At 62.7% G+C, this 24,344-nt stretch carries 21 protein-coding genes and 1 pseudogene; 13 read left to right on the top strand and 9 right to left on the bottom strand.

What is annotated here, in order from left to right; genetic code table 11:
* Positions 1-171: 171 nt before the first annotated feature.
* Positions 172-1,620: an NADH-quinone oxidoreductase subunit NuoN gene (gene nuoN, locus ACOJSI_RS00110; RefSeq protein WP_420136214.1), complete on the top strand. Its 1,449-nt coding sequence runs from the start codon at positions 172-174 to the stop codon at positions 1,618-1,620.
* Positions 1,621-1,628: 8 nt separating this feature from the next.
* Positions 1,629-2,315, top strand: coding sequence for a biotin--[acetyl-CoA-carboxylase] ligase (locus ACOJSI_RS00105; RefSeq protein ID WP_420136215.1), 687 nt, complete (start codon positions 1,629-1,631; stop codon positions 2,313-2,315).
* Here ACOJSI_RS00105 and ACOJSI_RS00100 read toward each other — a convergent pair whose 3' ends face one another.
* Positions 2,316-2,936, bottom strand: coding sequence for a class I SAM-dependent methyltransferase (locus ACOJSI_RS00100; RefSeq protein WP_420136213.1), 621 nt, complete (start codon positions 2,934-2,936; stop codon positions 2,316-2,318).
* Complete coding sequence (trmFO, locus tag ACOJSI_RS00095; RefSeq protein WP_420136212.1) at positions 2,929-4,248, bottom strand: methylenetetrahydrofolate--tRNA-(uracil(54)-C(5))-methyltransferase (FADH(2)-oxidizing) TrmFO; 1,320 nt, start codon at positions 4,246-4,248, stop codon at positions 2,929-2,931. Before trmFO ends, ACOJSI_RS00100 begins: the two co-directional genes overlap by 8 nt.
* Positions 4,249-4,302: 54 nt before the next feature.
* Here trmFO and ACOJSI_RS00090 point away from each other — a divergent pair, with 54 nt between their 5' ends.
* Positions 4,303-5,067: an SPFH domain-containing protein gene (locus ACOJSI_RS00090; protein WP_420136211.1), complete on the top strand. Its 765-nt coding sequence runs from the start codon at positions 4,303-4,305 to the stop codon at positions 5,065-5,067.
* Here the strand turns inward: ACOJSI_RS00090 and ACOJSI_RS00085 are convergent.
* From ACOJSI_RS00085 to ACOJSI_RS00075, 3 genes are all read right to left on the bottom strand, one after another.
* Positions 5,064-5,564, bottom strand: a complete 501-nt coding sequence (locus tag ACOJSI_RS00085; protein ID WP_420136210.1) for a hypothetical protein — start codon at positions 5,562-5,564, stop codon at positions 5,064-5,066. The two genes, ACOJSI_RS00090 and ACOJSI_RS00085, sit on opposite strands and share 4 nt — an antisense overlap.
* Positions 5,527-5,898 (bottom strand): hypothetical protein, encoded by a 372-nt coding sequence (locus ACOJSI_RS00080; RefSeq protein ID WP_420136209.1) that lies wholly within the window; start codon positions 5,896-5,898, stop codon positions 5,527-5,529. Before ACOJSI_RS00080 ends, ACOJSI_RS00085 begins: the two co-directional genes overlap by 38 nt.
* Positions 5,899-5,989: 91 nt before the next feature.
* Positions 5,990-6,535: a GbsR/MarR family transcriptional regulator gene (locus ACOJSI_RS00075; protein WP_420136208.1), complete on the bottom strand. Its 546-nt coding sequence runs from the start codon at positions 6,533-6,535 to the stop codon at positions 5,990-5,992.
* A 204-nt stretch (positions 6,536-6,739) separates the two neighbouring features.
* Here ACOJSI_RS00075 and ACOJSI_RS00070 point away from each other — a divergent pair.
* Positions 6,740-7,667, top strand: a pseudogene (locus tag ACOJSI_RS00070) (SDR family NAD(P)-dependent oxidoreductase).
* Positions 7,668-7,953: 286 nt separating this feature from the next.
* Positions 7,954-10,794: a PAS domain S-box protein gene (locus ACOJSI_RS00065; RefSeq protein WP_420136207.1), complete on the top strand. Its 2,841-nt coding sequence runs from the start codon at positions 7,954-7,956 to the stop codon at positions 10,792-10,794.
* A gap of 203 nt (positions 10,795-10,997) precedes the next feature.
* On the opposite strand, the gene ACOJSI_RS00060 is transcribed toward ACOJSI_RS00065, so the two are convergent.
* Both ACOJSI_RS00060 and ACOJSI_RS00055 read right to left on the bottom strand, forming a co-directional pair.
* Positions 10,998-11,981, bottom strand: coding sequence for an NAD(P)H-quinone oxidoreductase (locus tag ACOJSI_RS00060; RefSeq protein WP_420136206.1), 984 nt, complete (start codon positions 11,979-11,981; stop codon positions 10,998-11,000).
* Positions 11,978-12,532, bottom strand: coding sequence for a hypothetical protein (locus ACOJSI_RS00055; RefSeq protein ID WP_420136205.1), 555 nt, complete (start codon positions 12,530-12,532; stop codon positions 11,978-11,980). Before ACOJSI_RS00055 ends, ACOJSI_RS00060 begins: the two co-directional genes overlap by 4 nt.
* A 133-nt stretch (positions 12,533-12,665) precedes the next feature.
* Here ACOJSI_RS00055 and ACOJSI_RS00050 point away from each other — a divergent pair, with 133 nt between their 5' ends.
* A complete protein-coding gene (locus tag ACOJSI_RS00050; RefSeq protein WP_420136204.1) occupies positions 12,666-13,580 on the top strand; it encodes a LysR family transcriptional regulator in 915 nt (304 codons plus the stop codon).
* Positions 13,581-13,904: 324 nt separating this feature from the next.
* Complete coding sequence (locus tag ACOJSI_RS00045) at positions 13,905-14,534, top strand: VOC family protein (RefSeq protein ID WP_420136203.1); 630 nt, start codon at positions 13,905-13,907, stop codon at positions 14,532-14,534.
* Between the two features lie 40 nt (positions 14,535-14,574).
* Here ACOJSI_RS00045 and ACOJSI_RS00040 read toward each other — a convergent pair whose 3' ends face one another.
* Positions 14,575-15,498: a LysR substrate-binding domain-containing protein gene (locus ACOJSI_RS00040; protein WP_420136202.1), complete on the bottom strand. Its 924-nt coding sequence runs from the start codon at positions 15,496-15,498 to the stop codon at positions 14,575-14,577.
* 96 nt (positions 15,499-15,594) lie between these two features.
* Between ACOJSI_RS00040 and ACOJSI_RS00035 the strand changes: the two genes are divergently transcribed.
* The 3 genes from ACOJSI_RS00035 (at position 15,595) to ACOJSI_RS00025 (ending at position 21,751) form a co-directional block, all read left to right on the top strand.
* Positions 15,595-15,924 carry a nuclear transport factor 2 family protein gene (locus ACOJSI_RS00035; RefSeq protein WP_420136201.1) on the top strand — a complete coding sequence of 110 codons (330 nt, stop codon included), beginning with the start codon at positions 15,595-15,597 and terminating at the stop codon, positions 15,922-15,924.
* 250 nt (positions 15,925-16,174) lie between these two features.
* Positions 16,175-16,714 (top strand): hypothetical protein, encoded by a 540-nt coding sequence (locus tag ACOJSI_RS00030; protein WP_420136200.1) that lies wholly within the window; start codon positions 16,175-16,177, stop codon positions 16,712-16,714.
* Positions 16,715-16,729: 15 nt separating this feature from the next.
* Positions 16,730-21,751: an RHS repeat domain-containing protein gene (locus tag ACOJSI_RS00025; protein WP_420136199.1), complete on the top strand. Its 5,022-nt coding sequence runs from the start codon at positions 16,730-16,732 to the stop codon at positions 21,749-21,751.
* A gap of 302 nt (positions 21,752-22,053) precedes the next feature.
* Here the strand turns inward: ACOJSI_RS00025 and ACOJSI_RS00020 are convergent, their stop codons facing one another.
* Complete coding sequence (locus tag ACOJSI_RS00020; RefSeq protein WP_420136198.1) at positions 22,054-22,206, bottom strand: hypothetical protein; 153 nt, start codon at positions 22,204-22,206, stop codon at positions 22,054-22,056.
* A 40-nt stretch (positions 22,207-22,246) separates the two neighbouring features.
* On the opposite strand from ACOJSI_RS00020, the gene ACOJSI_RS00015 reads away from it, so the two are divergent.
* From ACOJSI_RS00015 to ACOJSI_RS00005, 3 genes are all read left to right on the top strand, one after another.
* Complete coding sequence (locus ACOJSI_RS00015; protein ID WP_420136197.1) at positions 22,247-22,636, top strand: VOC family protein; 390 nt, start codon at positions 22,247-22,249, stop codon at positions 22,634-22,636.
* The gene (locus tag ACOJSI_RS00010) at positions 22,633-23,064 is read left to right on the top strand and encodes a DUF488 family protein (RefSeq protein ID WP_420136196.1); all 432 of its coding nucleotides are present in this window, start codon (positions 22,633-22,635) and stop codon (positions 23,062-23,064) included. Before ACOJSI_RS00015 ends, ACOJSI_RS00010 begins: the two co-directional genes overlap by 4 nt.
* Positions 23,065-23,187: 123 nt before the next feature.
* Positions 23,188-24,344 (top strand): adenosylhomocysteinase (locus tag ACOJSI_RS00005; RefSeq protein WP_420136195.1); only part of this gene is annotated, 1,157 nt, incomplete at its 3' end.

The raw sequence follows: 24,344 nt of genomic DNA, 5'->3' as shown, positions 1-24,344 counted from the left end.
CGCGCTCGTCGTGTTGTGGATGGGCGTCTATCCGGAGAGTTTCATGGCGCCGATGCGCAAGGACGTGGGCGTGGTGCTGGCGCGGGTCGATCCCGTTTGGCACGGGGGTGATTCCAAGCTGACCAAGGGCACGCGCCCGGTTCCGGCGGCTGCTCCGGCGGAGGCGCATTGATGTCCGCTTCCTATCTGCTGGCGACCCTGCCGGAACTGATCCTCTCGGTTGGCGCGATGCTTCTGCTGCTCGCCTCGGCCTGGCGCGGCGACGGCGCAACGCGCGCCATCAGCTGGGCGTCGGTCATCCTGCTCATACTCGCCGGTCTCTCGCTGGTCGGCCCGGCGGGCCATGCCGGCGTTACCTTTGGCGGCCTCTACCGGGCGGATGCCTTTGGGGCATTCTCCAAGGTGCTGATCTATATCGGCGCCGCGATCGCCATCCTGATCGCGCCCAACTGGTTCGAACGCGGTGGCCCGCTGCGCGCGGAATATCCCGTGCTGATCCTGCTTTCGTCGGCCGGCATGGGGATGATGGTCTCGGCCACCGATCTTCTCACCCTTTATGTCGGTCTTGAGCTGCAGAGCCTTGCCGCTTATGTGCTGGCAAGCTTCATGCGGCAGGACCAAAGGTCGGCCGAGGCTGGGTTGAAATATTTCATCCTGGGCGCGCTCGCCAGCGGCATCCTGCTCTATGGCATCGCCTTGCTGTACGGCTTCACCGGCACCACCGAATTTGACGGGATCGCGCAGATCCTCACCGCCGGTGCGCCGCAGGACGTGCAGGTCGGCCGGCTGATGGGCATGATCTTCATCCTCTCGGGCCTGTTCTTCAAGGCGTCGATCGTCCCGTTCCACATGTGGACGCCGGACGTGTACGAAGGCGCGCCCACGCCGGTCACCGCCTTCTTCGCCTCGGCGCCGAAGGTGGCGGCAGTGGCGTTGCTCGTGCGGGTTGCGATCGAAGCTCTGGGTCCGGCCACCGACGCGTGGCGCCAGATCGTCTCGGTCGTCGGTATCGCCTCGATCGTATGGGGCGCGCTCGGCGCGATCATGCAGACCAATATCAAGCGGCTGCTGGCCTATGCGTCGATCAACAATGTCGGCTTTGCGGTCCTCGGCCTCGTGCCGGGGGATCAGGCCGGTGCAGCCTCGGTCCTGTTCTATATGGCGGTCTACATCGTCATGACGCTCGGCAGCTTCCTGTGCGTGCTGCAGATGCGCGATGCGGACGGAAATCCGGTCGAGAGCATCGCCTCCTTGTCGGGTCTGTCGCGCACGCGGCCTTGGCTGGCGGCGGCGATGGCGATCTTCATGTTCAGCCTGGCCGGTATCCCACCGTTGCTCGGCTTCTGGCCGAAGGTGGTCGTGTTCCAGGCGCTGGTGAATATCGGCTGGTGGCCGCTCGCTGCGTTCGGCATCGCCGCATCGGTGATCGGGGCTTATTACTACCTCAAGATCGTCAAGACGATGTATTTCGATGAGCCGGCCCCGGCCTTCGCCGCGCGCGACCGCGGCGTCGAAGGCGGCCTGATCGCGATCAGCGCGGTCGCGATTTCGCCCTTGGGCTACCTCGCGCTGCCGTTCCTGACGGCGACGACGATGGCGGCGGCCAGGGCGCTGTTCTGATCCCGACGATCCGTACGGTCGAGGAGACCGGATCGACCAACGCCGATCTGTTGATGGCGGCCCGCGACGGGGCTCTCGAGGGCCTCTGGCTGCGGGCCGAACGGCAGACGCGCGGTCGTGGCCGGGTCGGGCGGGACTGGTCGTCGCCCTCCGGTAATCTCTACACCAGCACGATCGTGCGGCTGCATCCGGGCGATCCGGAGCCGCCGACGCTGGCGCTCGTCGCCGCGGTCGCGCTGGAAGAGGTGGCCTCCGCTTACGCGCCGGGCCGCCTCCAGCTGAAATGGCCCAACGATCTGATGGCGGGCCCGGCGAAGCTCGCCGGCATCCTGCTGGAGCGGACCGAGGACGCGGTTGTCATCGGCTTCGGGGTCAATCTTGCCCATCATCCGGTTGATTTGGCCCGGCCGACCACCTGCATCGCCGCGCTGGCCGGGGCGGCGCCCGATCCGGCCACCTTCGTGCGGGATCTGGCGGACGCCTTTGCTCGCTGGCTCGGCCGCTGGCGGGGGGAGGGGCTGGCCCCGGTCCGCGCCCGCTGGCTGCAGCACGCGCACCCGATCGGCAGCGCGCTCAAGACGCACGATGCCGAAGGGCTGTTCGAAGGGCTGGATCGGGACGGCGCGCTGCTGCTGCGTCAGGCCGATGGGCAGATCCTCTCGATCCGCGCTGGCGACGTCTTCCTGCTGCCCTGATCAGGTCTTGGCGAAGGTCGCCAACAACTCGGTGAGATAATCGGTCGATGCGTCGACCTTCGTCGCGATCATCCACAGATCGAACTGGTTTGGCCGGCGGCGCACGCCCAGTGCGGGAAAGCCGGCCTGTCGGCCATGCTGCGCCAAGGTCTTCGCGGTAAAGCCGGTGCGATGCGCCATATAGACCTCGCCCCGGCGGATCGCTGCGATATGGCCATACAGGATATCCAGTGGGGAGATTGGTCCCGCCGGCGACACATAGAGCGGATCTTCCAGCCGCCCCTCGGCGATGTGGCGCGCCACCACTTCCAGGTCGGGGCAGGTCACCACCACGAATCCGTCGGCCTTGATCACCCGCCGGAACTCCGCCAGCACGCCATCCACCTCGTGCGGGAAGACGTGCTCGATATTGTGCGAGGAATAGACCGCATCGACACTGTCGTCCGCCACGGCGCTCATGTCCGTGATCGTACCGACGATGTCCGGGCGCACGCCCGGGTTGATATCGAAGCGCACCTCTTCCCAGCTGCCGTCCTGAAATCCCTCCGGCATCTTGGCGATCGTCGCCGAACCGCAGCCGACATGCAGTACGCGGCGGCGCGCGGATGCCGGATCAGCCATGGGCCACCGCCTGCCACTGCTGGAGGGCTTCGCGGGCGCGCGCCGCCATCAACCCCTTGCGATCCGCCTTCTTCGATTTGACCTCGAGCGGCGGGAACAGCCCGAAGTTCACGTTCATCGGCTGATAGGTCTCCACCTCCGCCCCGCCGGTAATATGCCCCAGCAGCGCCCCCAACGCGGTTTCCCGCGGCGGGCTGGGCAGGGCCGTGCCGCCCAGTTCGGCGGCGGCGAACCGCCCGGCCAGCAGCCCGATCGCCGCACTTTCGACATAGCCTTCACAGCCGGTGATCTGCCCGGCGAAGCGCACATTGGGGCGCGATTTCAGGCGCAGGCTGCCATCGAGCAGCTTGGGGCTCTGGATGAACGTGTTGCGGTGGAGCCCGCCCAGCCGCGCAAACTCCGCATTCTGCAAACCGGGAATGGTGCGGAAGACGCGCACCTGTTCGGCATGTTTCAGCTTCGTCTGGAAGCCGACGATATTCCATAGCGTGCCGAGCGCATTGTCCTGCCGCAGCTGGACGACCGCATAGGGCCAGCGTCCCGTGCGCGGATCGTCCAGGCCCACCGGCTTCATCGGTCCATAGCGCAGCGTATCGACCCCGCGCGCCGCCATCACCTCGATCGGCATGCAGCCTTCGAAATAGGGCGTGTCGCGCTCCCATTCGCGGAACTCGCCTTTCTCGCCCTCCATCAATGCCGTGTGGAAGGCCAGATATTCGTCCTTGTTCATCGGGCAGTTGATGTAATCGTGCCCATCGCCCTTGTTCCAACGTGACTGGAACCAGGCAATGTCCATATCGATCGAATCGCGGTGCACGATCGGTGCGATCGCATCGAAGAAGGCCAGCGCATCCTCGCCCGTCTCGCTGCGCACCGCCTCCGCCAGCGCCGCGCCGGTCAGGGGTCCCGTCGCGATGATCGCAGGGCCCTGCGGCAGCGTGTCGACCCGCTCGCGCACCAGCGTGATGTTGGGATGCGCCGCGATCGCCGCCGTGACCCCTTGCGCAAAGCCGTCCCGATCCACCGCGAGCGCCGATCCCGCCGGCACGCGATGCGCGTCCGCTTCGGCCAGGATCAGCGATCCCAGCGCGCGCATCTCGGCATGGAGCAGGCCGACGGCGTTATGATTGGCATCGTCCGATCGGAAACTGTTGGAACAGACGAGCTCCGCCAGCGCGTCCGTATGATGGGCCGGCGTCGCTTCAATCCCCCGCATTTCGGACAGGCGAACCGTGAAACCTGCCTCGGCCAGCTGCCACGCGGCCTCCGATCCGGCGAGCCCGCCGCCAACTATGTGAATCTGGTGTGTCATCGGCCATGCGCCTAGAATGTTTCGGCCGGTCCGTGAACCGGCTGGAGACATCTGATGATGATGACCACTGGATTAGCCGTGTTGATCCCGCTGCTGGTGATCCTGCTCCCCACCATCTTCAAATCCTTCGGCGTGAACCAGGAATATGAACGTGCCGTCCTGTTCCGCCTCGGCCGGCTGGGCGAGCCCAAGGGACCGGGCTGGTACTGGCTCATCCCCTGGATCGACCGGGTCGTTCGCGTCGATCTGCGCACCATCACCAGCGTCCTGGAAACGCAGGAGACGGTGACGCGCGACGGCGTGCCGGTGAAGGTCAATGCCGTTCTCTGGTTCCGCGCCAAGGATGCGACCCAGGTCGTCACAACCGTGCAGCATTGGCAGGCCGCCGTGGTCCAGGCCGCCGAAACCGCGATGCGCGACGCGATCGGCCAGAGCGATCTCGATCAGATGCTGAAGGAACGTCTGCTCATCAACCAGCGCCTGCAGGATATGCTCGCCCGCGCCTGCGATCATTGGGGTGTCGTGGTCGATTCGATCGAGATGAAGGATCTCGACATCCCCGAACAGATGCAGCGCGCGATCGGCCGTGAGGCAGAGGCGGTGCGGGAGAAACGCGCCCGCATCATCAAGGCCGAAGGCGAACAGGAAGCCGCGCAGAAGCTGGCCGAAGCCGCCGCCGTCATCGGCGGCACCGAAGGCGCGCTGGAACTGCGCCGCCTGCAAACCCTGGCCGATATCGGCGGCGAGCATAATTCCACCATCATCACGATGATGCCGGTCGAACTCCTCCAGGCCGCGAAGAAGCTCGCTCAGTCCTAGCGTCGGGCGCGGGCGCCGCGCCGGCAGATGGCGGCGCAGGTGGCGCCTGTTGCCGTCAGCGCCAAGGTCAGCGCGTCCGGCCATGCCAGGGCCAGCCCAAGCGCCAAGGGCGCGGCCGCGCCGGCGGTGGTCCATGCTGGGCCGGCGCGCAGGGCGGGGAGGCGCGTGCCGGCCCAGACCATCACCGCGCTGCCCAACAAGACAGGGACTATGGCCAGCACAAAGCCGACCAGGGCCGCGAGCAGCCCTAGCAAAGCCAACCCGCTGACGTCGTTCCAATCGAACGAGACGGGCACGGCGTTGGGCAGCTGGCCGTAATAGAGCATCGCGGCTATCCACAGCAGGAAGATCGGTCCGGCCAGCATCGCGGCGGCAACGATCCCGCCGATCGGAAAGCGTAACGGTCGCACCGCATCCTCCGGGAAACGGCGGCCGCGCGGGGCGACCGCCAGGTCATGGTCAGGCCTCCAGCGCGCGCCGGTCCTGCAGCCAGCCATTCACCTTGCGCCCGAAATGCGCGATCGAGCCCATGTTGAAGAAGTGCATCGCACCCAGCACGACGATGACGAGCCCCACCTTGCCGCTCAGGAAGCGGATCGCGTCGGCCCACGTGTGTGGTTCGGCGCCCAGGCTCAGCGTCAGCGTGATGAAGCCGATATTGATCAGATAGAAGCCGATCACCAGCAGGTGATTGGTCGATCGCGCAAGCGCGTCATCCTGCCCGAAACATTGCGTCAGAAAGACAATTCCGTTGTGCGAGAGGGTGCGGGCGACCCAGATCATCACACCGATGCTGATCGCCAGATACAGCAGATAGGCGACTTCAACCATGATGCTTCTCCTTGATCGGACATTTCAGTCATTACAGAAAGATTAAGCTGCACAGAGATGGAGCGGGCAGTTGGCTAGCCGGGCCTGTTGGTCAGTCCTGCTTGCGCCGGGGGAGCACGAAGCGGGCGACCTTGCCGCCCAGCTTCATCAGCGACACCAGCGTGCCCTTGGGCAGGACGCGCACCTGCTCATACCAATTGGCCAGGGTGGAGATGAATTCGTGCATGCGCGTGATGCGCTCGCGCACGTGGGGAGGCGCGCTCTTGTCCGCCGCCAGCCGCGCCGAAAGCTCGGCCAGCAGGGCAATCGTCGGATCGATCTCGCGCCGTTTGCGCTCGGCGCTGATCCGCATCAGCATTTCCCAGGGGTCCGTTTCCGCCGTGAAATGATCGCGCCGGTCGCCCTCCACATGCACCCGCCGCACCAGGCCATAGGATTGCAATTCCTTCAGCGCGGTCGACACGTTGGATCGGGCCAATCCGAGCTGGTCGACGATGTCTTCGGCGTGCAAGGCGCGGTCCGACAGATACAGCAAGGCGTGGATCTGCCCGACCGATCGATTAACCCCCCATTGGGACCCCATCTCCCCCCAATGGAGGATGAAGGCTTTCGCATCGGGATGGTCGATCAGGGACATTTGAAATCCGTAATTTCTGTAAAAACAGAAATTGCAGAATGCAGATTTGATGTCAACAGCGCAGTCGCGCCGGACGTCTGGGTCAGCCTTGCTCCGGTGGGCTGGGGTGGAGCGCGTCATCGATAACAGGTGACATCCAACGGTCGTTTCTACCCGCCCCGTTCGACGCTAGCCTGCCCGCTTCTCATCCTAAGGTAGCGTATCGTGACGAAAATTGCCGGCAAGGTAATCATTGTCACCGGCGGGACGAGCGGCGTCGGGAAAGGCATTGTCGAGCGTTTCGCCGAACAGCAGGCCAGGGTGGTCATCGCGGCGCGCCGTCGTGACGAGGGGGAAAGTCTGGCCAAGCGGCTCGATGTCGATTTCGTGCGGACGGACGTCGCCGTCGAAGACGATATTCGCGCCCTGATGGCTGCTGTCTTGGGAAAATACGGCAGGATCGACTGCCTCGTGAACAATGCCGGGCGGTCGGCCGCCATCACGCCCATTTCCGGCATGGACACGGCCGATTTCGATGATGTTATGGCCGTCAACCTGCGGCGTCTTCCTCGGCATCAAACATGTCGCCCCGATCATGATCCGGCAGGGTGGGGGCAGCATCATCAACATGGCCAGCGTTGGCGGGATGATGGGCGGGTTTACCGCACACAGCTACCAATGCCTCGAAAGGCGCGATCATCCAGCTCACCCGCTCCGCTGCGGCCGAATTGGGGGAAACGTGCGGGTGAACTGCATCTCGCCGGGCGGGATCGTTACCGGCATCCTCGCGAAGAGCGCCGGCATTGATGCGTCCTCCGCCGATCGCATCACGGAATTGGTTAAGCGGAAGCTCGCAACCCTTCAGCCTCTGCCGCACGCCGGGATGCCATCCGATGTCGCCGATGCGGCGCTTTTCCTCGCCAGCGACGCCGCGCGTTTCATGAACGGCCACAACCTCGTGATAGACGGCGGAATGACGACCTCTGTCCGTCACGGCTGGTCCGAAGGCGTCGCCGGACGTGCCGAACTCGCCTCGCCATCGCAGCAGAGGCGCACGCACAGAAGAAGGTTTGAGACGGCCGGAAGGGCCGAAGCTAATCTGCCAGCCTTAATGACGCCACCAGACCCCCGTCGGGGTGGTTGGCGATCGTGAGCTCGCCGCTGATGCGTAGCGTCTCTCCCGCACCCGTCGATGCATCGCTATCAGGCCGATCGCGAACTCTGCATCAGCCGCCTGTCGCACCTGCACGGCATCTCTGCCGCCTGCTCAGATCCAACTCTTGACCGATCCGCTTTAAGGGCAGACGTTCCAGGTTTCAGGCGCTGCGCCGCCATGGAACGTTCATCTATCGAACGCACCTAAACCTGTCCCGGCGCGTAATGCTATTCTGCCGGCAAGGAGATGCAGCGCATCACCGCCGGAGAGCAGGAGGTCGGCCATGCTTGATCATGCCGAATTGATGCGGCGACAGCAGGTCCTGGCCGATTTCGGCGATTTGGCGATCCGCTCGGAAGACCTGGACGAAGTGCTCACGGAAGCGTGCCGCCTGGTGGGCGAGGCATTGGGCACCGGTCGCGCCAAGGTTCTGGAGATCCAGGAAGGGCGGCAGGAATTGTTCGTCCGGGCGGGGGTCGGCTGGGCGCCGGATGTGGTGGGCACCGTGCGCCTCCCGATGAGCGAACGATCGTCCGAAACCTACGCCAACAAGGCGGCAGAGCCGGTCATCTCGCAGGATATCGCCGCAGAGGAACGGTTCGATATTCCTGATTTCATGAAGAAGGCGGGCGTGGTGGCGCTGGTCAACGTGCCGATCTTCGTTCCGGGAAAGCGCCCCTATGGCGTTCTCCAGGTCGACGCCACCGAACCGCGCCGCTTCGGTGACGACCATATCCAGTTCCTGCGCACCTACGCCAACATCCTCGGCCCTGTCATTGATCGCCTCCACTTGCTCAAGGAGCGCACAGAGGTGCGGGAGCGCCTGAGATCCAGCGAGGAGCGGCACCGTCTGCTGGTCGAAAGCTGGGCGCAGGCGGTCTGGGAAACCGATGCTGACGGCCTGGTCGTGGCCGACAGCCCCAGCTGGAGAGCCTATACCGGCCAGACGCTGGACGAGTGGCTTGGCTATGGGTGGCTGAATGCCATCCATCCCGACGACCGTGCCTATGCGGAACGACAGTGGCGCGCGGCGGTCGCGCACAGCAGCCTCGTCAATGCCGAGTTTCGTCTCAGGGCCCCGGACGGCGGGTGGCGCTGGACCAACTTTCGCGCGGCGCCGGTGCTCGATGCGGAGGGGCGCATCGAAAAATGGGCCGGGATGAACATCGACATCGAGGCGCGCAGGCAGGCGGAGGCTGCGCTGCGCGAGAGCGAAGATCGCTATCGCACGTTGTTCGAGTCCATGGATGAGGGGTATCTGCTCGGCGAGGTCCTGTTCGACGACGATGGCACGACAAGCGACATTCGCTTCCTCCAGGCGAATTCGGCCGCGATACGGATAGCCGGGCGTGATTTTACCGGCCAGCGGATGCGCGAGATCGATCCGGATTATGAGCAATATTGGTACGACGTCTATGCGCGCGTAGCGCTGACCGGCGAGCCGTTACGCGCCGAGCATTATGCCAAACCGCATGGCCGCTGGTTCGATTTCCAGCTCTCCAAGGTAGGCGCGCCGCAAAGCCGATACGTTGCGTGCATTTTCGAGGACATCACCGAACGCAAGGACGGCGAACGCGCGCTACGCGAGAGCGAGCAGGCGCTCGCCTCGGATCTCGCCAGCGCAGAACGGCTTCGCAGCCTGTCGGAACGGCTGGTGCCGGAGGAAAGCCTGCAGTCGATTTACGACGAGATCCTGTCTGCCACGCTCGCGATCGCGCGCGCGGACGCCGGAACCGTCCAGATCTACGATCCGGCCACCAAGTCGCTGAAGCTGATTGCCAGCCGGCACTTCTCTCGCACGATCACCGACTACTTCCACCGTGTCGATGCGAGCAGCCGGACCGCCTGCGGGGTCGCTCTGAAGACCGGTGAGTGCGCCTTCGCCGACTTTTCGGAGGAGGTTGCGGACCTCGGCTGTCAACTGCTCGCGGGGGAGGGCATCCAATCGGCCGTGGCCTATCCGCTGATGTCGCGCACCGGCACGCCGCTCGGAATGCTCAATGCCCACTGGCGCCAAGCACGGCACCGCCCGAACGAGCGGGAGCTGCGCTTCCTCGGCTTGCTCGCACGCCAGGCGGCGGATCTGATCGAGCAGTGGCGGAGCCAAAGTGCCCTGCGCGGGAGCGAGGAGCGGCAACGCGCCTTGATCGAAGGCGTGCCGCAGCTGGTGTGGCGGGCCAGCGAGCCGGGCCAATGGACCTGGGCAAGCCCCCAATGGACCGAGCTCACCGGCCAGCGCGAGGAGGATAGCCGGGGATGGGGCTGGCTGGAGCAGCTGCATCCAGACGACCGCGCGGCCGCGCGTGAAGCGTGGGCGCACGCGACCGATGCTGAAGCTCTTGAAATCGATTATCGCATCTGCGCGCATGGCGCGGGATCGTATCGCTGGTTCCAGACGCGCGCGATGCCCTTGCGCAACGACAAGGGTGCGATCGTGGAGGGGCTCGGCACCTCTACCGACGTTCATGATCTTCGTGAGCTGCAGGAACGACAGCGGGTGCTCGTGGCCGAGCTTCAGCATCGCACGCGCAACCTCATGGGTGTGGTGCGCTCGATGGCCGACAAGACCGCTCGCGCGAGTGCCGACTTGCCTGACTTTCGCGATCGTTTCCGCAACCGGCTGGAAGCGCTGTCACGCGCTCAGGGCCTGTTGTCTCGGCTGAATGATCATGATCGCGTCACCTTCGACGAGCTCATCGAAACGGAGCTTGCGGCCATGGGCAGCCCGGCCGATCGCGTTCGGCTGCACGGGCCAAAGGGGGTGCGGCTGCGCTCTTCCACCGTGCAAACCTTGGCGATGGCGCTGCACGAACTGGCGACGAACGCGGTCAAATACGGCGCGCTGGGGCAAGCAAACGGGCAGCTGGCGGTGACATGGCGTCTGATACCCGAGGAAGGCGCCCGCCAACCCCGCCTCAGCATCGACTGGCGGGAGAACGGTGTGGATATGGCCTCCTCCAAGGCGCAGTCGCGCGGCGCCGGTCAGGGCCGCGAGTTGATCGAAAAGGCCTTGCCGTACCAGTTGAGCGCGAAGACCAGCTATGAACTCGGCCCGGATGGCGTCCACTGCACCATCTCAATTCCTATTTCGGCCACCTCTGACCAAGGATTCGATCATGCCTGAACGAACGCTTGAAGGCTGCCGGGTGCGGGGCCTGGAAGACGCGTATATTCTGGCCGATGCGCGTCGGCTCGGGAACGGCAGGACTGGCTGACTATGGAGGAGGCGCACGGCCGCTAACGGCGCCTCGCGACGTTCGTGATGGCGCAGCTGCAGGATACCGAATGTTCGCCGGCGGTCTCGCCCTGGGCATTGGCGCGGCGGTTTCAGTCGACCGTCAGGACGATCTTGCCGAAGCCGCCACCCGCTTCCATCAGACGATGCGCTTCTGCGGCCTCTTCCAGCGGATGCGTGGCATGGATAAGCGGCTTCAGCTGGCCTGCCGCAAACAGGGGCAGGGCCAAAGCCGCGAAGCGTTCGATCATGGCCCGTTTTTCCGCAGGGTCGCGCGATTTCATCACGGTGCCCTGCAGGCGCAGGTGATTGTGCAGCAGCAAGTTCAGCGGGATCGTGGCCTCTGCGGCGCCGCTCAGGATGCCGACCTGCACCAATGTCCCGCCCGGCTTGAGGCTGCGTAGATTGGGCGCCAGATAGGCACCCCCGACGAAATCGATCACGGCATCGACGCCCGCACCAGCGGTGGCGGTCTTCACGCCTGCTTCCCAGTCGTCGGCGCGATAGTCGAACAGCTGGTGCGCGCCGATCGCTTGGACATCGCCGAGCCGCGCGGCGCCGGCGGTCGCCAGCACCTGGGCGCCCAGCGCCGCCGCCACCTGAACGCAGGCCGATCCGATCCCGCCCGCCGCCGCATGGACCAGCACGCTCTGGCCGGCGCGTACATCCGCCAGATGATGGACCGCCTCGAGCGCGGTGACGAAGGACTCCATCACGCCCGCCGCCGCGACCAAGGAAAGCCCGTCCGGCAGTTTGATCGCCATCGCCCGGTCGACCCGCGCATATTCGGCATAGGCGCCACCGCCGACGATGGCCATGACGCGATCGCCCAACATGATGTCGGTCACGGCCGCCCCTATCGCGACCACCTCTCCAGCCAGTTCCAGCCCCAGCAGCGCACTCTCGCCGAAATGCTGGCCGGCATACGCCCCCTCACGCTGCAGAATGTCGGCGCGGTTTACGCCCACCGCCCGAACCCGCACCAGCAGGTCGGTCGGGCGGATTTCGGGCAACGGCTGCTCGGCCAGGCGCAGGACCTCGGCAGGGCCGAAGCGATCCTGGACGATCGCCCTCATTTCGCCGTCCCGGCAGCCGGGCGGGCGAGGGCGCGACGGGCGATGCTTTCGGCGAACATGGGTGTTTCGCGGCGGTTGTGATCGCTGCCCGCAGCCTGCCGCGCCGCCGCCGCGTCTTCGAACGCGATGCCATGTTCTTTGAGGAAATCGAGGAACATGTCGGTCGGGCGGGCGGTGACGCGATTGGTGTAGCGCGTCCGGCCGTTGCCGGCGTCCTTGGCGATCAGCTCCCACAGCACATTGACCTGGGTCCGGCCATTGGCGGTGAACACGTCGCTGATCGAGTTCATGCGCACATAATCGGGGCGCGATTCTTCGGCGACATAATGCTGAACGACCAGGCCGGTGCCGATCATTTCCACATTGATCGACATGCGCCGGCCATCGTCCGTCATGGTGTTGCCGGCCGCAATATGATCGGGCACGCAGCAGCGCTGATATTCGGCTTCGGGCAGGGTGAAGAGCCAATCGGCGATGTCGATCGACGCAAGCGGCACGTCGATCTCGTGCGAATAGGCCGATTGCGACAGGATCTGGTCGAGCACTTTCACGATGATGTCTCCATGGGCGATGCGGATCCGGACGATCCGCCACGCCCCTGGAATGCCTCGACCAGGCAGCGATGATAACGCATGGAGATGTGCAAACGGCTTTGCCGGTTTCGCAAAGATGGGGGCCAAACCGATGAAAGATCCTCGTTTCGCGGAGCATCTGGCCGTCTTCGTCGACGTGGTCCGCCACGGCAGCTTTTCGGGCGCGGGGCGGCGGCGGGGGCAGACTCCGTCCGCGATCGTGCGCCAGATCGACGCGCTCGAACATTCGCTGGGCGTGCCGCTGCTGGTCCGTTCCACCCGCGCGCTGGCAATGACCGACGCCGGCGAGCGCCTTTACGAGCGGGCCCAGCCTTTGCTGGACCAACTCGCCGATACCCATGCCGAAGTCGCGGCCTTCGATGGCGCGGTGGCGGGTGTAATCCGGATCGCCTGCTTCCCCACATTCGGGAAACGCCACGTCATCCCGGTGCTCGAGCGGATCATGGCCGAGCATCCCCACCTCCGGGTCGAACTCGATCTGACCGAGCGCCTCGCCGATCCGGTGCTCGAACGGCTGGACGCGGTGATCCGGATCGGTGACCTTGCGGACACCACGCTGATCGCGACCAAGCTCTCCGATCAGCGCCGACTGCTCGTCGCAAGCCCGGCCTATCTGGCGCGGGCCGGCCGCCCCGAGGCGAAGGCCGATCTTGCGTGCCATCGCCTGATCGACAAGCTGCACGGCGCCGACCTCCTGAATTGGGCCGATCTGCTGGGCGCGCCGGTCGCGCAGGCGCTCGGCAAGGAAGGCACGGTGTTCCGTTGCGATGATTTCGAAGCGATGCGTCTTGCCGCCCGCGCCGGCATCGGCATCGCCTTGTTGGCCGATTGGGTGGTAGGCGCCGATGTAAGCTCGGGCGAATTGGTCCAACTCGGCTTCGGCGACGAGCCCTGGCGCAGCCGACCCGTCGGCATCTGGTTGCTGCGCGCGCTTGCCCAACCCTCAGCGCGGCTGCGCCTGCTAACGGATGCGCTCCGCGAGGCCCTCGGCAGCCCGTTCTTGTAGGCGGTGATCCCCGGACATGGGAGTTCCGGGATGGCGACAAGAGACATCTGAGCCGTTTCTGGCGTCTTTTGCGCGGGCCTTTTCGGAGGCCGCAACCATGCCGCCGTGTCCCTGCGAAGACGCGATTGCCCGGCATTCGGCTCGGTGATGAGGGGCAGCACAACGCCGTCGAGGCACCCGCACGTATTTTTCGATGCCGCGTAACCATTCCCGCGCGTTGCGCGAAGGAGGGGTCGGAGAAGGCATCATAACCGGCGGCGCGCGCGATACTGCAGAAGCAGAGGCTTCGATGATGGCTGCCATGGCGATAGTTGGAGGAAAGACATGAGCCTGTGTGGACGCTTGCTGGCGGGGGCGGTCACCGGCTTCAGCCTCACCCTCGCCGCCAATAGCCCCGCTCTATCGCAGCAGCCGACCTCGCGCGGCAGTGCGCCTTTGTCTCCAAAGACCGTCGCTCTGTCCGAGAAGCCGATCCACCTGCTGCATGGCTCGGGTCTGCACCATATCAACGTGCGCGCCTTCGACCTCGATCGAACGATCCAATTCTACGAACGTGCGTTCGGCTTCCGCCTCCTCTTCCGATGGGACGGCGTCGAGGCCATGGAGGGAGACCAAACCTTCTTCCGTAACCCGCTGCAGGGTGCGCAGCTCGATATGGGCGACGGGCAGATCCTGGAGCTGATCCCGGCGCCGAAGAATGCGCAACGTCCCGATGACCTCGCGTCGAGCTTCAACCACATGGGCCTGCGCGTCTCCAACCTCGACGAAGCCTATGCTCGCGCGCTGGCCAACGGCGCGAAGCCTCACCCTTTGCATGACGGGTGCGGTGGCGTCTGGGACGGGCCGACGACGATCAAGCTCAAGGCGCGGCCGCCCTTCACGCGGTCGTTCGAGGTTCGCGCCGCGCACGTAATGGGCCCGAATGGAGAGATTATCGAGCTTTTCGAGGCGTGATACCCTCCTTCACAAAGTCTCAACGGGATCGCTGAGCTGTTCACCCATCCGCCGCATGAAGCCATGATCCATCATCCACGTGATGCCGCGCCATCTCGATCAGCGCTTTGAAGGCTGCGGAGGAATTGCGCCTGCTCGGATAATACAGGCACAAGGCGTCTAGCGGCGGCGTCCAGTCTTCCAGCACCCGGACAAGACGTCCGGCCTCTATATCCTCGCGGACGTCGGATTCCATGAAATAGCCGATGCCGACATGCTCCAGGACGGCGATGCGCGAAAGGCTCGCTTCGTCCAGCGTGATGGGACCCTGAACGTCGATCTGGACGGGCTCGCCGTCTTTCTCGAACCGCCATCGGTGCAGCGCCCCGTTGGGCAGTCTTATCCGCAGGCAGGCGTGCTGCAGCAGATCCGGTGGCACGCGCGGTGTACCGTGCGACTCGAAATAAGCGGGTGATGCCACCACGGCAAAGCTGCGGGGCGGGCCTACGCGAATGGCGATCATGTCGCTCGGCACGAGGTCGGCACGTCTCAGGCCAAGATCGAAGCCCTCGGCAACGATGTCCACGATCCGACCTTCGGTGACCAGATCGATATGCACACCTGGATAAAGCCGCAAGAATTTGAGCAGGAGCGGACCGAGGATTTCGCGCGCCCCCGTCGGAAACGCGTTGATCCGGATCGTTCCGGACGGGGTCTCCTGCTGGGATCGGGCCGCCGTCATCGCATCGTGGAGGGTGGTGAGGGCGGGGCCCACCTGATCGACAAACGTCAATCCGGCATCGGTCAGCGAAACGCTGCGGGTCGTGCGATTGAACAGACGCACGCCCAGCTGGCGCTCCAGCTTGCCGATCAGATTGCTGAGCGCGGTCGTCGACAGTCCGAGTTCCAGCGCTGCCGCGCGGAACGACCCGCGTCTCGCAATGGCGAGGACGGCATCGAATTCGATCAGCCCATGCTTTGACATCGTCCCGCTTTCCGCAACGCCGCGTGCTGCTTCGCCCCAATTATCGCAAGCGACTGCTATCGCTAGGTCAACCTTGTCCCGTCAAGGAGCCCAGCCATGTCGATCACCCTGCCAAAACCCATTGCCGATTATGTCGCCGCCAATGCCCGGCTCGACGTGGATGGCATGTTGAAGCCCTTCACGGATGACGCCGTCCTTACCGATAACGGGAGGCGCTTCGAGGGGCAGGCCGAGCTCCGCAGCCTGCTCGAAGAGGCCGTAATCCCCGTGAGGGCGATCTTCACGCCGGACGCCGTGCGGGAGGAGGGGGATCAGGTGGTGGTCGAGGGGCCGGCGCATGGCGACTTCAAAGGCAGCCCGCTGCGCTTCACCTATCGCTTCACGCTGTTCGACGACGCCATAAGGGCCGTGGACATCACGGGATAGGCGGCAGCCTTCGTCCAACTGTTGTGCTTCATCTGCTTCGCGGAAATGGCTGCCGTTCAGGAACAGCCCGCTCCAACGGGATCAGAAATCGCCAACAAGATCAGCGGCTACCGACCTCTTTTCTTTGGCTAATGCTTCGCTATTGCCACCGAAGAAATTGAAGTACAATATTCGTATCATCGAGTCTTTCGCGTTGAATTTTGAAAAATAGAAATTTCCTCCATTTTAGATAATATATTTGGAGATAATCATGCGGATTCTTTCGATGATGGGTTTGATGGTCGCCGTCACGGCACTACCTTCGATGGCACGGGCGGGCGCCGGCGCAAACATCCAGGCTTGCGTCTTTCTGCCGACAGCGCAAGCTAAGACGCTCACGTTCAACTTCTCAGTTGGACGGACCAAATGCATGAATGACAAGGGGAATAACGCTGTCTTGACGACAAGTTCGGCTGGAATGAGCTGTACCTCTGCCGGCTATGTCGAGGAAAAGGGCAGCAGCACGAACGGTGGCACCTGCGCCACCCAGAAGTCGCATTGGGTGCTCGGCTATTCGAGCACTACCGGCAGCCCACCTGTCCAAAACGGTTATAGTGGCTCCAGCGATATCTCGATGAGCCGAGGGAGCAACACCAACAATGCCTCGATGTCGAGCTACTCGGCTGGCACGCAGCTTTGCAGTTCGAACGCTTTATGCAGCTCCACATCGCAAAAATGGCCCCACGGCAAGCAAGGGCCACTCTACCTTATTTTTCAACCCGGCTATCAACCTACCGCGAAAAAGAAATAAGCCGGAGCCGTTAAGATGGCGAGCGAGGATGACTATCCCGGCTCACAGGCTTTTAATAATGCCCTCGGGTCATTCGAATATGTCAATCGAAACACTGGATCACTGACTTTACGATTTTCGCTTGCCAAGCTGGAGGGGGTATCCAGCGCAATTGGACTTTCTTTGGACCTGAACTACGCGCCCGGGCTTAAGGCGATGCTCGGCCTTCCGGACGGCTGGGGGTTCGGGCTGCCTTTCATCGCGAACGGCAAGACATTCAGCTGCCAAGGACGCACCAACATCATCGATCCCTATTGGTCCGATATAGAGGGTTACCGCTCGGGCTTGCGCTATGTAAACGACCATTCGGTCCTCTTTGTTCATGTCGGCGCAGCCCTGCCGTTGCCCAATGGTCAGCCGGGTGAATATCTCTGGACATTCCGGTATAATGATGGAGCAGTCGATTATTTTGATCCTGTCGGCAAGATCGTCCAACATGCCGACAGGTTTGGAAATTATATCGCTTACAGCTACGTCTACGCCGATCGCGGAATCGACGGAAATTTCCTTGAGCAGATCACCGACAGTTATGGTCAGATCGTTTCCTTTGGATACGGACCCTTCTTCATTGAAGTGACGCTTCCTGACGGATCGCATCGAACCATCACTTATTCTCCACAGGGCGTAGTGTCGGTCCTCGATGATCTCGGGTATATCATAGAATTATCATACGCCGCTGCGCCGGGTGGCGTGGCTGTGACGGCGATCACCTATCCCACCGGGCTGGAGACACGGCTTGGCTATACGGGGATTAGCTACCGACGATCGGATGGCAGCACCGGTATCTTCGGAGCCGTGCGAGACATCTCGCATCTGGATCCGGAAGGAAAGGTGCTTGATTGGCAGCGCTACAGCTACGGGACCGCTGATACGGCCGGCTATACCTATACCGGCTATGGCGCGGGCTATATCATGGACTGGCTGGATGATTGCCTGATCGCAAGCGGCGATCTCGCCTATTTCTATGACGTTCTCGTCGAAGATCTTGATAGCGAAGGGAGCAGCCAGTCCGCGCTTCAGACCTATTTCAATTTCCTCCACAACCCGGTGCGCGAAGTCCAATATGTCATTGAAAATGGCGTTGCGCGCGCGCTCTATCAAAGCCTCTACGACTATCCGCCTCCTGCGGACGCGCATGCGAAGACACCGAATTACAACAAGCCGATCCGAACGCTCCGCCAAGTTTTCGATGCGCCAAGTCAATCGTTCCGTGATGTCGTCGAGGAGACAGCCGACTATGATCTGATGGGCATGATCACGACGAGTGCGACCGCCGCCTTCGATCCCAAGCGCGGGCAGTTTGTGCCGCAAACCAGCCGGGAGTTTTCCTATAGCACGGCGACGTGGGGCGGCCCGATGCCGAAGGCGAGCATGTCCGTCGATGAGGTTACTGGCAAAGCCCAGCGGAATCTGTTCGTGCTAACGGCTGACGATCGCAATATCGCCGAAATTGCGATCAGTTTCCGGGAAAGAGCGGCTGATGAATGGCAGCCCTGGAAAACCAAGAACTACGATTATGACGCGAAGGGTCGAACGACGGCTTGGAGGCTCCGGTGGAGTGATGGAGCGACTTGGCCGGCCGGAACTATCGGGCAGAGTTCAGGCGAGCAGCGTTACCGGCATGATCGGGAAGCCCGGCGTCTTGCGATCGAGACGATCGACGCGCTCGGTCGCGGCGCAACCACCACATTCGCGCTCGACATCTTGGGCAGCCCAATTGTGTCCGTTCGCAACGCCTCGGGGCATGAGGTGGTATTTCAACACGACATACTTGGCCGCACAACACGAAAGGTCGACGCCGATGGCAATGTTACGCTGATCGACTTTCATTTGGCCCACGGCGTTAACATCGCCACGAATACCACGGCGAATGGTTATAAGGTGGCGTTATGTCACGATCCGCTCGGACGGCTGATCCGAATTTCGGATAATGGCACCCCGAATGGCAGCGGGGGAGACGTGGATCGCGTGTTGCGCGAAACCTTATATGATGCGCTCGGCCGCGTTGTTGAAACAATCGACGAGACCCGCCTTGTGACCCGCTACGAATATGATGCCCTGAACCGCCTCACGTCGAAAGTGGACCCGTTGGGAAATCGCGCGGCAATTGGTTATGACGACGCCGATTTTTCGCAGACCTATCGCATGAATGATACGCTGCGCCGTTTCCAGCGCAATGACTCGTTGGGAAGGGCCCTGTCTGTTGTCGAGTATCCGGACCCGTCGGATCCGGACGGCGATTATAATTTGGGTTCGGAAAGCAGCTATGATGGTTTTGGACGGCCGCTGTCCGTCCGCCGCTACGCTCAATATTCGGACGGGCGGGAGGAATTGCTGCAGCGTAAAGACACCAGCTACGATGTAGAGGGCCGGGTCGCCATGACCCAGATCGCGGGCTTCGGAGGCGGGGAGGCAACCTCTCAAGCGGTCAATCTCTATGATCTGTTAGGGAATTCATTCCAGACCCTCTGGACGACACGCTACGTAGGCGGATTGGAATATAACAATCACAGTGAGGCGAAATATTACGACGCGACCGGTGATTTGGTGGAGGTTGTAAATCAGGCCGGACAAGGTGAGCGCTTCACGTATAATGCCGACGGCCGGCTGGAAGCTCGTAAACGTTATGATGGTGCGCAACTCCATTTTTCTTATCGTCCCAGCGGTCTTCTTGAAACTGTCGAAACAAACAGCGAGACAGTGCGCTACGCCTATCTCAGCAATGGCCGTATAGCCTCCATCGAGGATGGCGAGAGAAAGATCGTCTATGGCTATAGTCTCGGCGGCAGTGTCACCTCTGTCGATTATGGCCATGACTGCCTACAGAAATTTACGCTCGACCGCTTCGACCGGATAACAAGCGAGGAGGCGCCGGGAGGAAGCCTGACCTCGACGGAATTTGATCAGTTCGGCCGGATCGCGCGCCGTGCCACGGCACGCGAGAGGGTCGAATATCTGTATGGCAGGGTCAACAGCGTCGATGGCGAATTCGTCGGCGTTCGGCAATCCGAAGGGGACAAGGAAGTTGTCCAGAGCTTCAGTTTCGACGGATTTGGCAATCTCGCCGCCGAGCTAACGTGCAATGCCGAAAGGCAGGCTATCCTCGGCGTGAATTATCGTGTCGATCCGCTTGGACAGACACTGGAAGTCTCCACGCATTCGGACCTCTTCGACGATCCTATACTCAATCGAGCGGTTCACTATAGCTATGACGGTCTGGGCCAACTGGCGAGCGTCACCGCCGCGGCCGCTGACGGGGTGCCAACCTCGCACCTTTACCGGTATGACGGCAGTCAGAACGTCATTGCCGAAACCATAGACGGCGTGACCCGTGCGTTCGAGTTCAACGCGATCCATCAGCCGAGCGGAGGCGTGGCTTTCGACGGTAACGGACGGCTCGTACGGGATGCGACGGGTCGTCAATATCGGTATGATGAGCGTGATAGATTGCTTGGTATCGATGCTGAAGACGGCACGATGCTCACGCGATACGAATATCATCCCGATGGTCTGCTTGCAGCTCGCTGGGATGCGCGCGGGGATGCCCGCTTTTACTATCGGGGTGGAGCGGCGAACGCGATCGCGCAAAATACCGAAAGTGGCGCTACGAGCTGGACTTCCTACTTCTCAAGTCACGGTGGGAGGCGTTCGGTCTATCCGGGCGGAGATGAAACCGCGCACCTCCATACAGCCAGAGGTTCAACCGTACTCCTTACTCGGGAAAATACCCATCGTGCCGAAGTATATGAACCCTATGGCAATGCGCCGCTGGGTGTCGCGCAGGATGAAAGCTTCCTGTTCAAGCAGGAGTTCACCGATCCTGTCACCGGCCTGATCTATATGCGATCGCGCTGGTATTCGCCCGATAGCCGCTGTTTTCTGTCTCTCGACCCGTTGCTGACTCGCAACCGCTACGCTTTTGGCGCAGCCAATCCGATCGATCATCGCGATCCGACCGGCCAATCCGCCACGGATATTGTCGCGGCTGTAGCGGGCGTGGGAGTTGGCCTTGTAACGGCACTTACTGCCGGCGCGCTTGGTACTGTTTTGGTGAGCGCTTATGTGGGCACGGCAGTGGGCGCCGAGAGTGTCGCGGCGGGCACTCTTGCGACATCGTTCGCAGGGGCGGCCGGAGCAGTCGCTGGCGACGGGACGACTGCAGCATTAACAGGCGCGAAGTTCACGGCGAGCCGCGCCTTCATCGACATCGCGAGCGGAGCAGCTGGAGGAGTCGGGGCGCTCGCCGGAGGAGCGGCCGGCGACTACGTGATGGGCAAGGTCCTGGATGGCCTTCTGCAAGGCCTCGATGCGAGAGCCCAGTCGATTATCACTTGGACAGGAATGGCGGTGTCCGGTTCGATCGGCGGCGTGGTCGGCGCCGCTGCCGCAGGCGGCGTGACCTCGCTTGCTTATCATCAGCCGTTTTTCAGCTCGGCCAATATTCTGAGCCTGTCCCTTGGTGCCGTAGGCGGCATGTTTGGAGGGTTTCTTGCGTCCGGGGCATATATAGGCGCCGTGGATTGCGAGGTCGTCCCCGTCGCGATGCGGGAGGGCGAGTTCGCTCAGATCAAGGCGTTTACGCACCCTAACGAGGCCTTGCTGAACAAGAGGCTGCGGTGGTTCGAATTACCGGCAGCTGCAGAGCGGGAGCAGAATGGTTATCAAAGCCGCAGTGATATCTTGCGGGTTGCCGGCATCGGCGGGAATGTAGAACATGATACGATTAATATTCATGGAGCTGGCCGTACAGTCTATCCCACTGTACAGGACAGGAACGGCAATATCGGGTTCTTCCGTCCTATGAGAGGTAAATTGTTTGCAAGGTACCTGATGAGTGAAGGATTCGATGGTAGTCGCGAGCCTCTCAAACTAAGCTCTTGTTACGGTAATATTTCGAACGCACAGACGTTGGCGCAGGCGCTGAATCGCCCTGTTTATGGTGCGTATGGGAGTATGGATCCCCATACGTTCAACGACTGGCGGCTCTACCAGCCATAGCTGGATCGCATGAAGGGCGCGCGCCAGAGGTTCCCACAAAATCGTAGCGCTGCAGAGTGGCCGCGAGGTGCGCTCAAGGCGCAGCCTTGATCTATTGTAGACTACCCTTCCGCTTTCCACACTATCGCCCATTCATGTTCGATAACCAGGCAATATCCTGAGCCAATCCCTTGACAAATGTACGCACGATGCATACAGAGTCATATTTTGTTCGATATTATGGCGTCTCCGGGCTCTTTCTCAATTCGAGTATAGGTGGCAGCAGGCACATCTTACCCGCGATAGGGTCGAATAGCGGGCTATCAGGCGATGCGGTTCCCCGCAAAAATCATCAAGTTCGTTTCTGGTGTTTTCTGCGTTTTGCCTTCGGCGATAGCCCTGCGCCGAGCCGCGATCTTGCCGGGAAGAAAAGCAAGATTAAACCTGATGGCGCGGGTCCGATCGCCAAGGGGCATGCGGTCGCTCGATTATCGACGCTGTTCAGGAGGGGTGACCATGATCGATCATGTCGGTTTCGCGGTTCAGGATGCGGAAGTGTCGCGCGCTTTCTATGCGGCCGCGCTCGCGCCGCTCGGCATCACACTGGTGATGAGCGCCACGCCGGACCAGACCGAAAGCGGCGGCACCGCCCACGGTTTCGGCAGCGACGGCAAACCCTTCTTCTGGGTCGGCGATAACGAGAAGGTGGGGGAGGGGACGCATGTCGCGCTCACCGCCCGCAACCGGGCCGAGGTTGACGCCTTTCATGCCGCCGCCATCGCCGCCGGGGCCAAGGACAATGGCGCGCCAGGACTGCGCCCACATTACAGGCCGGATTATTATGCCGCCTTCGTGCGCGATCCCGATGGCAACAATATCGAGGCCGTCACGTTCGCTCCTGCATGAAGATCTTCACGATCGGCTATGAGAAGGCGACCCAGCCCGAACTGATCGCCGCGCTGCAGGCGGCCGGCGTCGAGCGGCTGATTGACGTGCGCGCGGTTCCACTGTCGCGCCGCCCCGGCTTTTCCAAGAACATCCTCGCGCGCGGTCTGGCCGAGGCGGATATCGACTATGTCCATCTGCGCGCGCTCGGCACCTCGCCGGAGGGGCGGGAGGCGGCGCGCAAGGGCAAGCACGACGTGCTGGAGCGCGTCTATGCCGGGCAGCTCGAACTGCCTGAAGCGATGGCCCAGGCCGCGCAGATGCTGGCGCTGGCGGAGGAAAAGCCGTCCGCCTTGCTGTGCTTCGAACGCGAACCGGGCGGCTGCCATCGCACCTTGCTGCTGCGTTGGGCGGCGCCCGAGGCGGAGGTGGTCGACCTCTTCGCCTGATCGCCGGAGCCCCCGGGGCAAGCATATAAAGATTTCTTTATATTGCGTCCTGCGACGTCACTGGCTAGAGCGCACGGACGGCCGCTTACGAGCGGCATTTTTCTTTTGCCTAGGAGATTCCCCGTGGCCACCGCCGCTGTCGAAAGCTTCAACGACTATCTGGTCCATGACATCTCGCTTGCCGGCTGGGGCCGTAAGGAGATCCAGATCGCCGAGACCGAGATGCCCGGCCTGATGGCGCTGCGCGACGAATATGGCGCATCCAAGCCCTTGAAGGGCGCGCGGATCACCGGCTCGCTCCACATGACGATCCAGACCGCCGTGCTGATCGAGACGCTCGTCGATCTCGGCGCCGAAGTCCGCTGGGCCTCGTGCAACATCTATTCGACCCAGGATCATGCCGCCGCCGCCATCGCTGCAGCGGGCATCCCGGTCTTCGCCGTGAAGGGTGAGACGCTGGCCGAATATTGGGATTATGTCGGCAAGATCTTCGATTGGGGTGATGAGCCCTGCAACATGATCCTCGACGACGGCGGCGACGCGACCATGTTCGCGCTGCTCGGCGCCAAGCTGGAAGCCGGCGGCACGCTCGCCGATCCGGAGAATGACGAGGAAGTCGAATTCCACCGTGCGCTGAAGGCGTTCGTCGCCGCCAAGCCCGGCTACCTCACGCAGACCGTTAAGGCGATCAAGGGCGTCTCGGAAGAGACCACCACCGGCGTTCACCGCCTCTACGAGATCGCGAAGAAGGGCGAGCTGCCTTTCCCCGCGATCAACGTCAACGACAGCGTCACCAAGTCGAAGTTCGACAACCTCTACGGCTGCAAGGAATCGCTGGTCGACGCCATCCGTCGCGCCACCGACGTCATGCTCGCCGGCAAGGTGGCCACCGTCGCCGGCTTCGGCGATGTCGGCAAGGGCTCGGCCCAGTCGCTGCGGAACGGCGGCGCCCGCGTCCTCGTCACCGAAGTTGATCCGATCTGCGCGCTCCAGGCCGCGATGGAAGGCTTCGAGGTTGTGACGATGGAAGAGGCGGTCACCCGCTCGGACATCTTCGTGACCGCGACCGGCAATGCCGACGTCATCACCGCCGAGCATATGGCGGCGATGAAGCCGATGAGCATCGTCTGCAACATCGGCCATTTCGACAGCGAAATCCAGATTGGCGGCCTCGCCAACATGAAGTGGGCTGAGATCAAGCCGCAGGTCGACGAGGTTACCTTCCCCGACGGCAAGCGCCTGATCGTGCTCGCCAAGGGCCGCCTGGTGAACCTCGGCTG

Origin of the sequence: Sphingomonas sp. (assembly GCF_048595155.1) — a bacterium.
Lineage (GTDB): Bacteria > Pseudomonadota > Alphaproteobacteria > Sphingomonadales > Sphingomonadaceae > Sphingomonas_I.
This window is presented reverse-complemented; position numbering and strand designations above follow the sequence as displayed.

Bases quoted from the DNA above. Each gene is read 5' to 3' on its own strand.
- nuoN (WP_420136214.1), top strand. From the start codon at position 172: ATGTCCGCTTCCTATCTGCTGGCGACCCTGCCGGAACTGATCCTCTCG.
- ACOJSI_RS00100 (WP_420136213.1), bottom strand. From the start codon at position 2,936: ATGGCTGATCCGGCATCCGCGCGCCGCCGCGTACTGCATGTCGGCTGC.
- trmFO (WP_420136212.1), bottom strand. From the start codon at position 4,248: ATGACACACCAGATTCACATAGTTGGCGGCGGGCTCGCCGGATCGGAG.
- ACOJSI_RS00090 (WP_420136211.1), top strand. From the start codon at position 4,303: ATGATGATGACCACTGGATTAGCCGTGTTGATCCCGCTGCTGGTGATC.
- ACOJSI_RS00085 (WP_420136210.1), bottom strand. From the start codon at position 5,564: ATGGCTGGCTGCAGGACCGGCGCGCGCTGGAGGCCTGACCATGACCTG.
- ACOJSI_RS00080 (WP_420136209.1), bottom strand. From the start codon at position 5,898: ATGGTTGAAGTCGCCTATCTGCTGTATCTGGCGATCAGCATCGGTGTG.
- ACOJSI_RS00075 (WP_420136208.1), bottom strand. From the start codon at position 6,535: ATGTCCCTGATCGACCATCCCGATGCGAAAGCCTTCATCCTCCATTGG.
- ACOJSI_RS00065 (WP_420136207.1), top strand. From the start codon at position 7,954: ATGCTTGATCATGCCGAATTGATGCGGCGACAGCAGGTCCTGGCCGAT.
- ACOJSI_RS00060 (WP_420136206.1), bottom strand. From the start codon at position 11,981: ATGAGGGCGATCGTCCAGGATCGCTTCGGCCCTGCCGAGGTCCTGCGC.
- ACOJSI_RS00050 (WP_420136204.1), top strand. From the start codon at position 12,666: ATGAAAGATCCTCGTTTCGCGGAGCATCTGGCCGTCTTCGTCGACGTG.
- ACOJSI_RS00045 (WP_420136203.1), top strand. From the start codon at position 13,905: ATGAGCCTGTGTGGACGCTTGCTGGCGGGGGCGGTCACCGGCTTCAGC.
- ACOJSI_RS00040 (WP_420136202.1), bottom strand. From the start codon at position 15,498: ATGTCAAAGCATGGGCTGATCGAATTCGATGCCGTCCTCGCCATTGCG.
- ACOJSI_RS00035 (WP_420136201.1), top strand. From the start codon at position 15,595: ATGTCGATCACCCTGCCAAAACCCATTGCCGATTATGTCGCCGCCAAT.
- ACOJSI_RS00030 (WP_420136200.1), top strand. From the start codon at position 16,175: ATGCGGATTCTTTCGATGATGGGTTTGATGGTCGCCGTCACGGCACTA.
- ACOJSI_RS00025 (WP_420136199.1), top strand. From the start codon at position 16,730: ATGGCGAGCGAGGATGACTATCCCGGCTCACAGGCTTTTAATAATGCC.
- ACOJSI_RS00020 (WP_420136198.1), bottom strand. From the start codon at position 22,206: ATGCCCCTTGGCGATCGGACCCGCGCCATCAGGTTTAATCTTGCTTTT.
- ACOJSI_RS00015 (WP_420136197.1), top strand. From the start codon at position 22,247: ATGATCGATCATGTCGGTTTCGCGGTTCAGGATGCGGAAGTGTCGCGC.
- ACOJSI_RS00010 (WP_420136196.1), top strand. From the start codon at position 22,633: ATGAAGATCTTCACGATCGGCTATGAGAAGGCGACCCAGCCCGAACTG.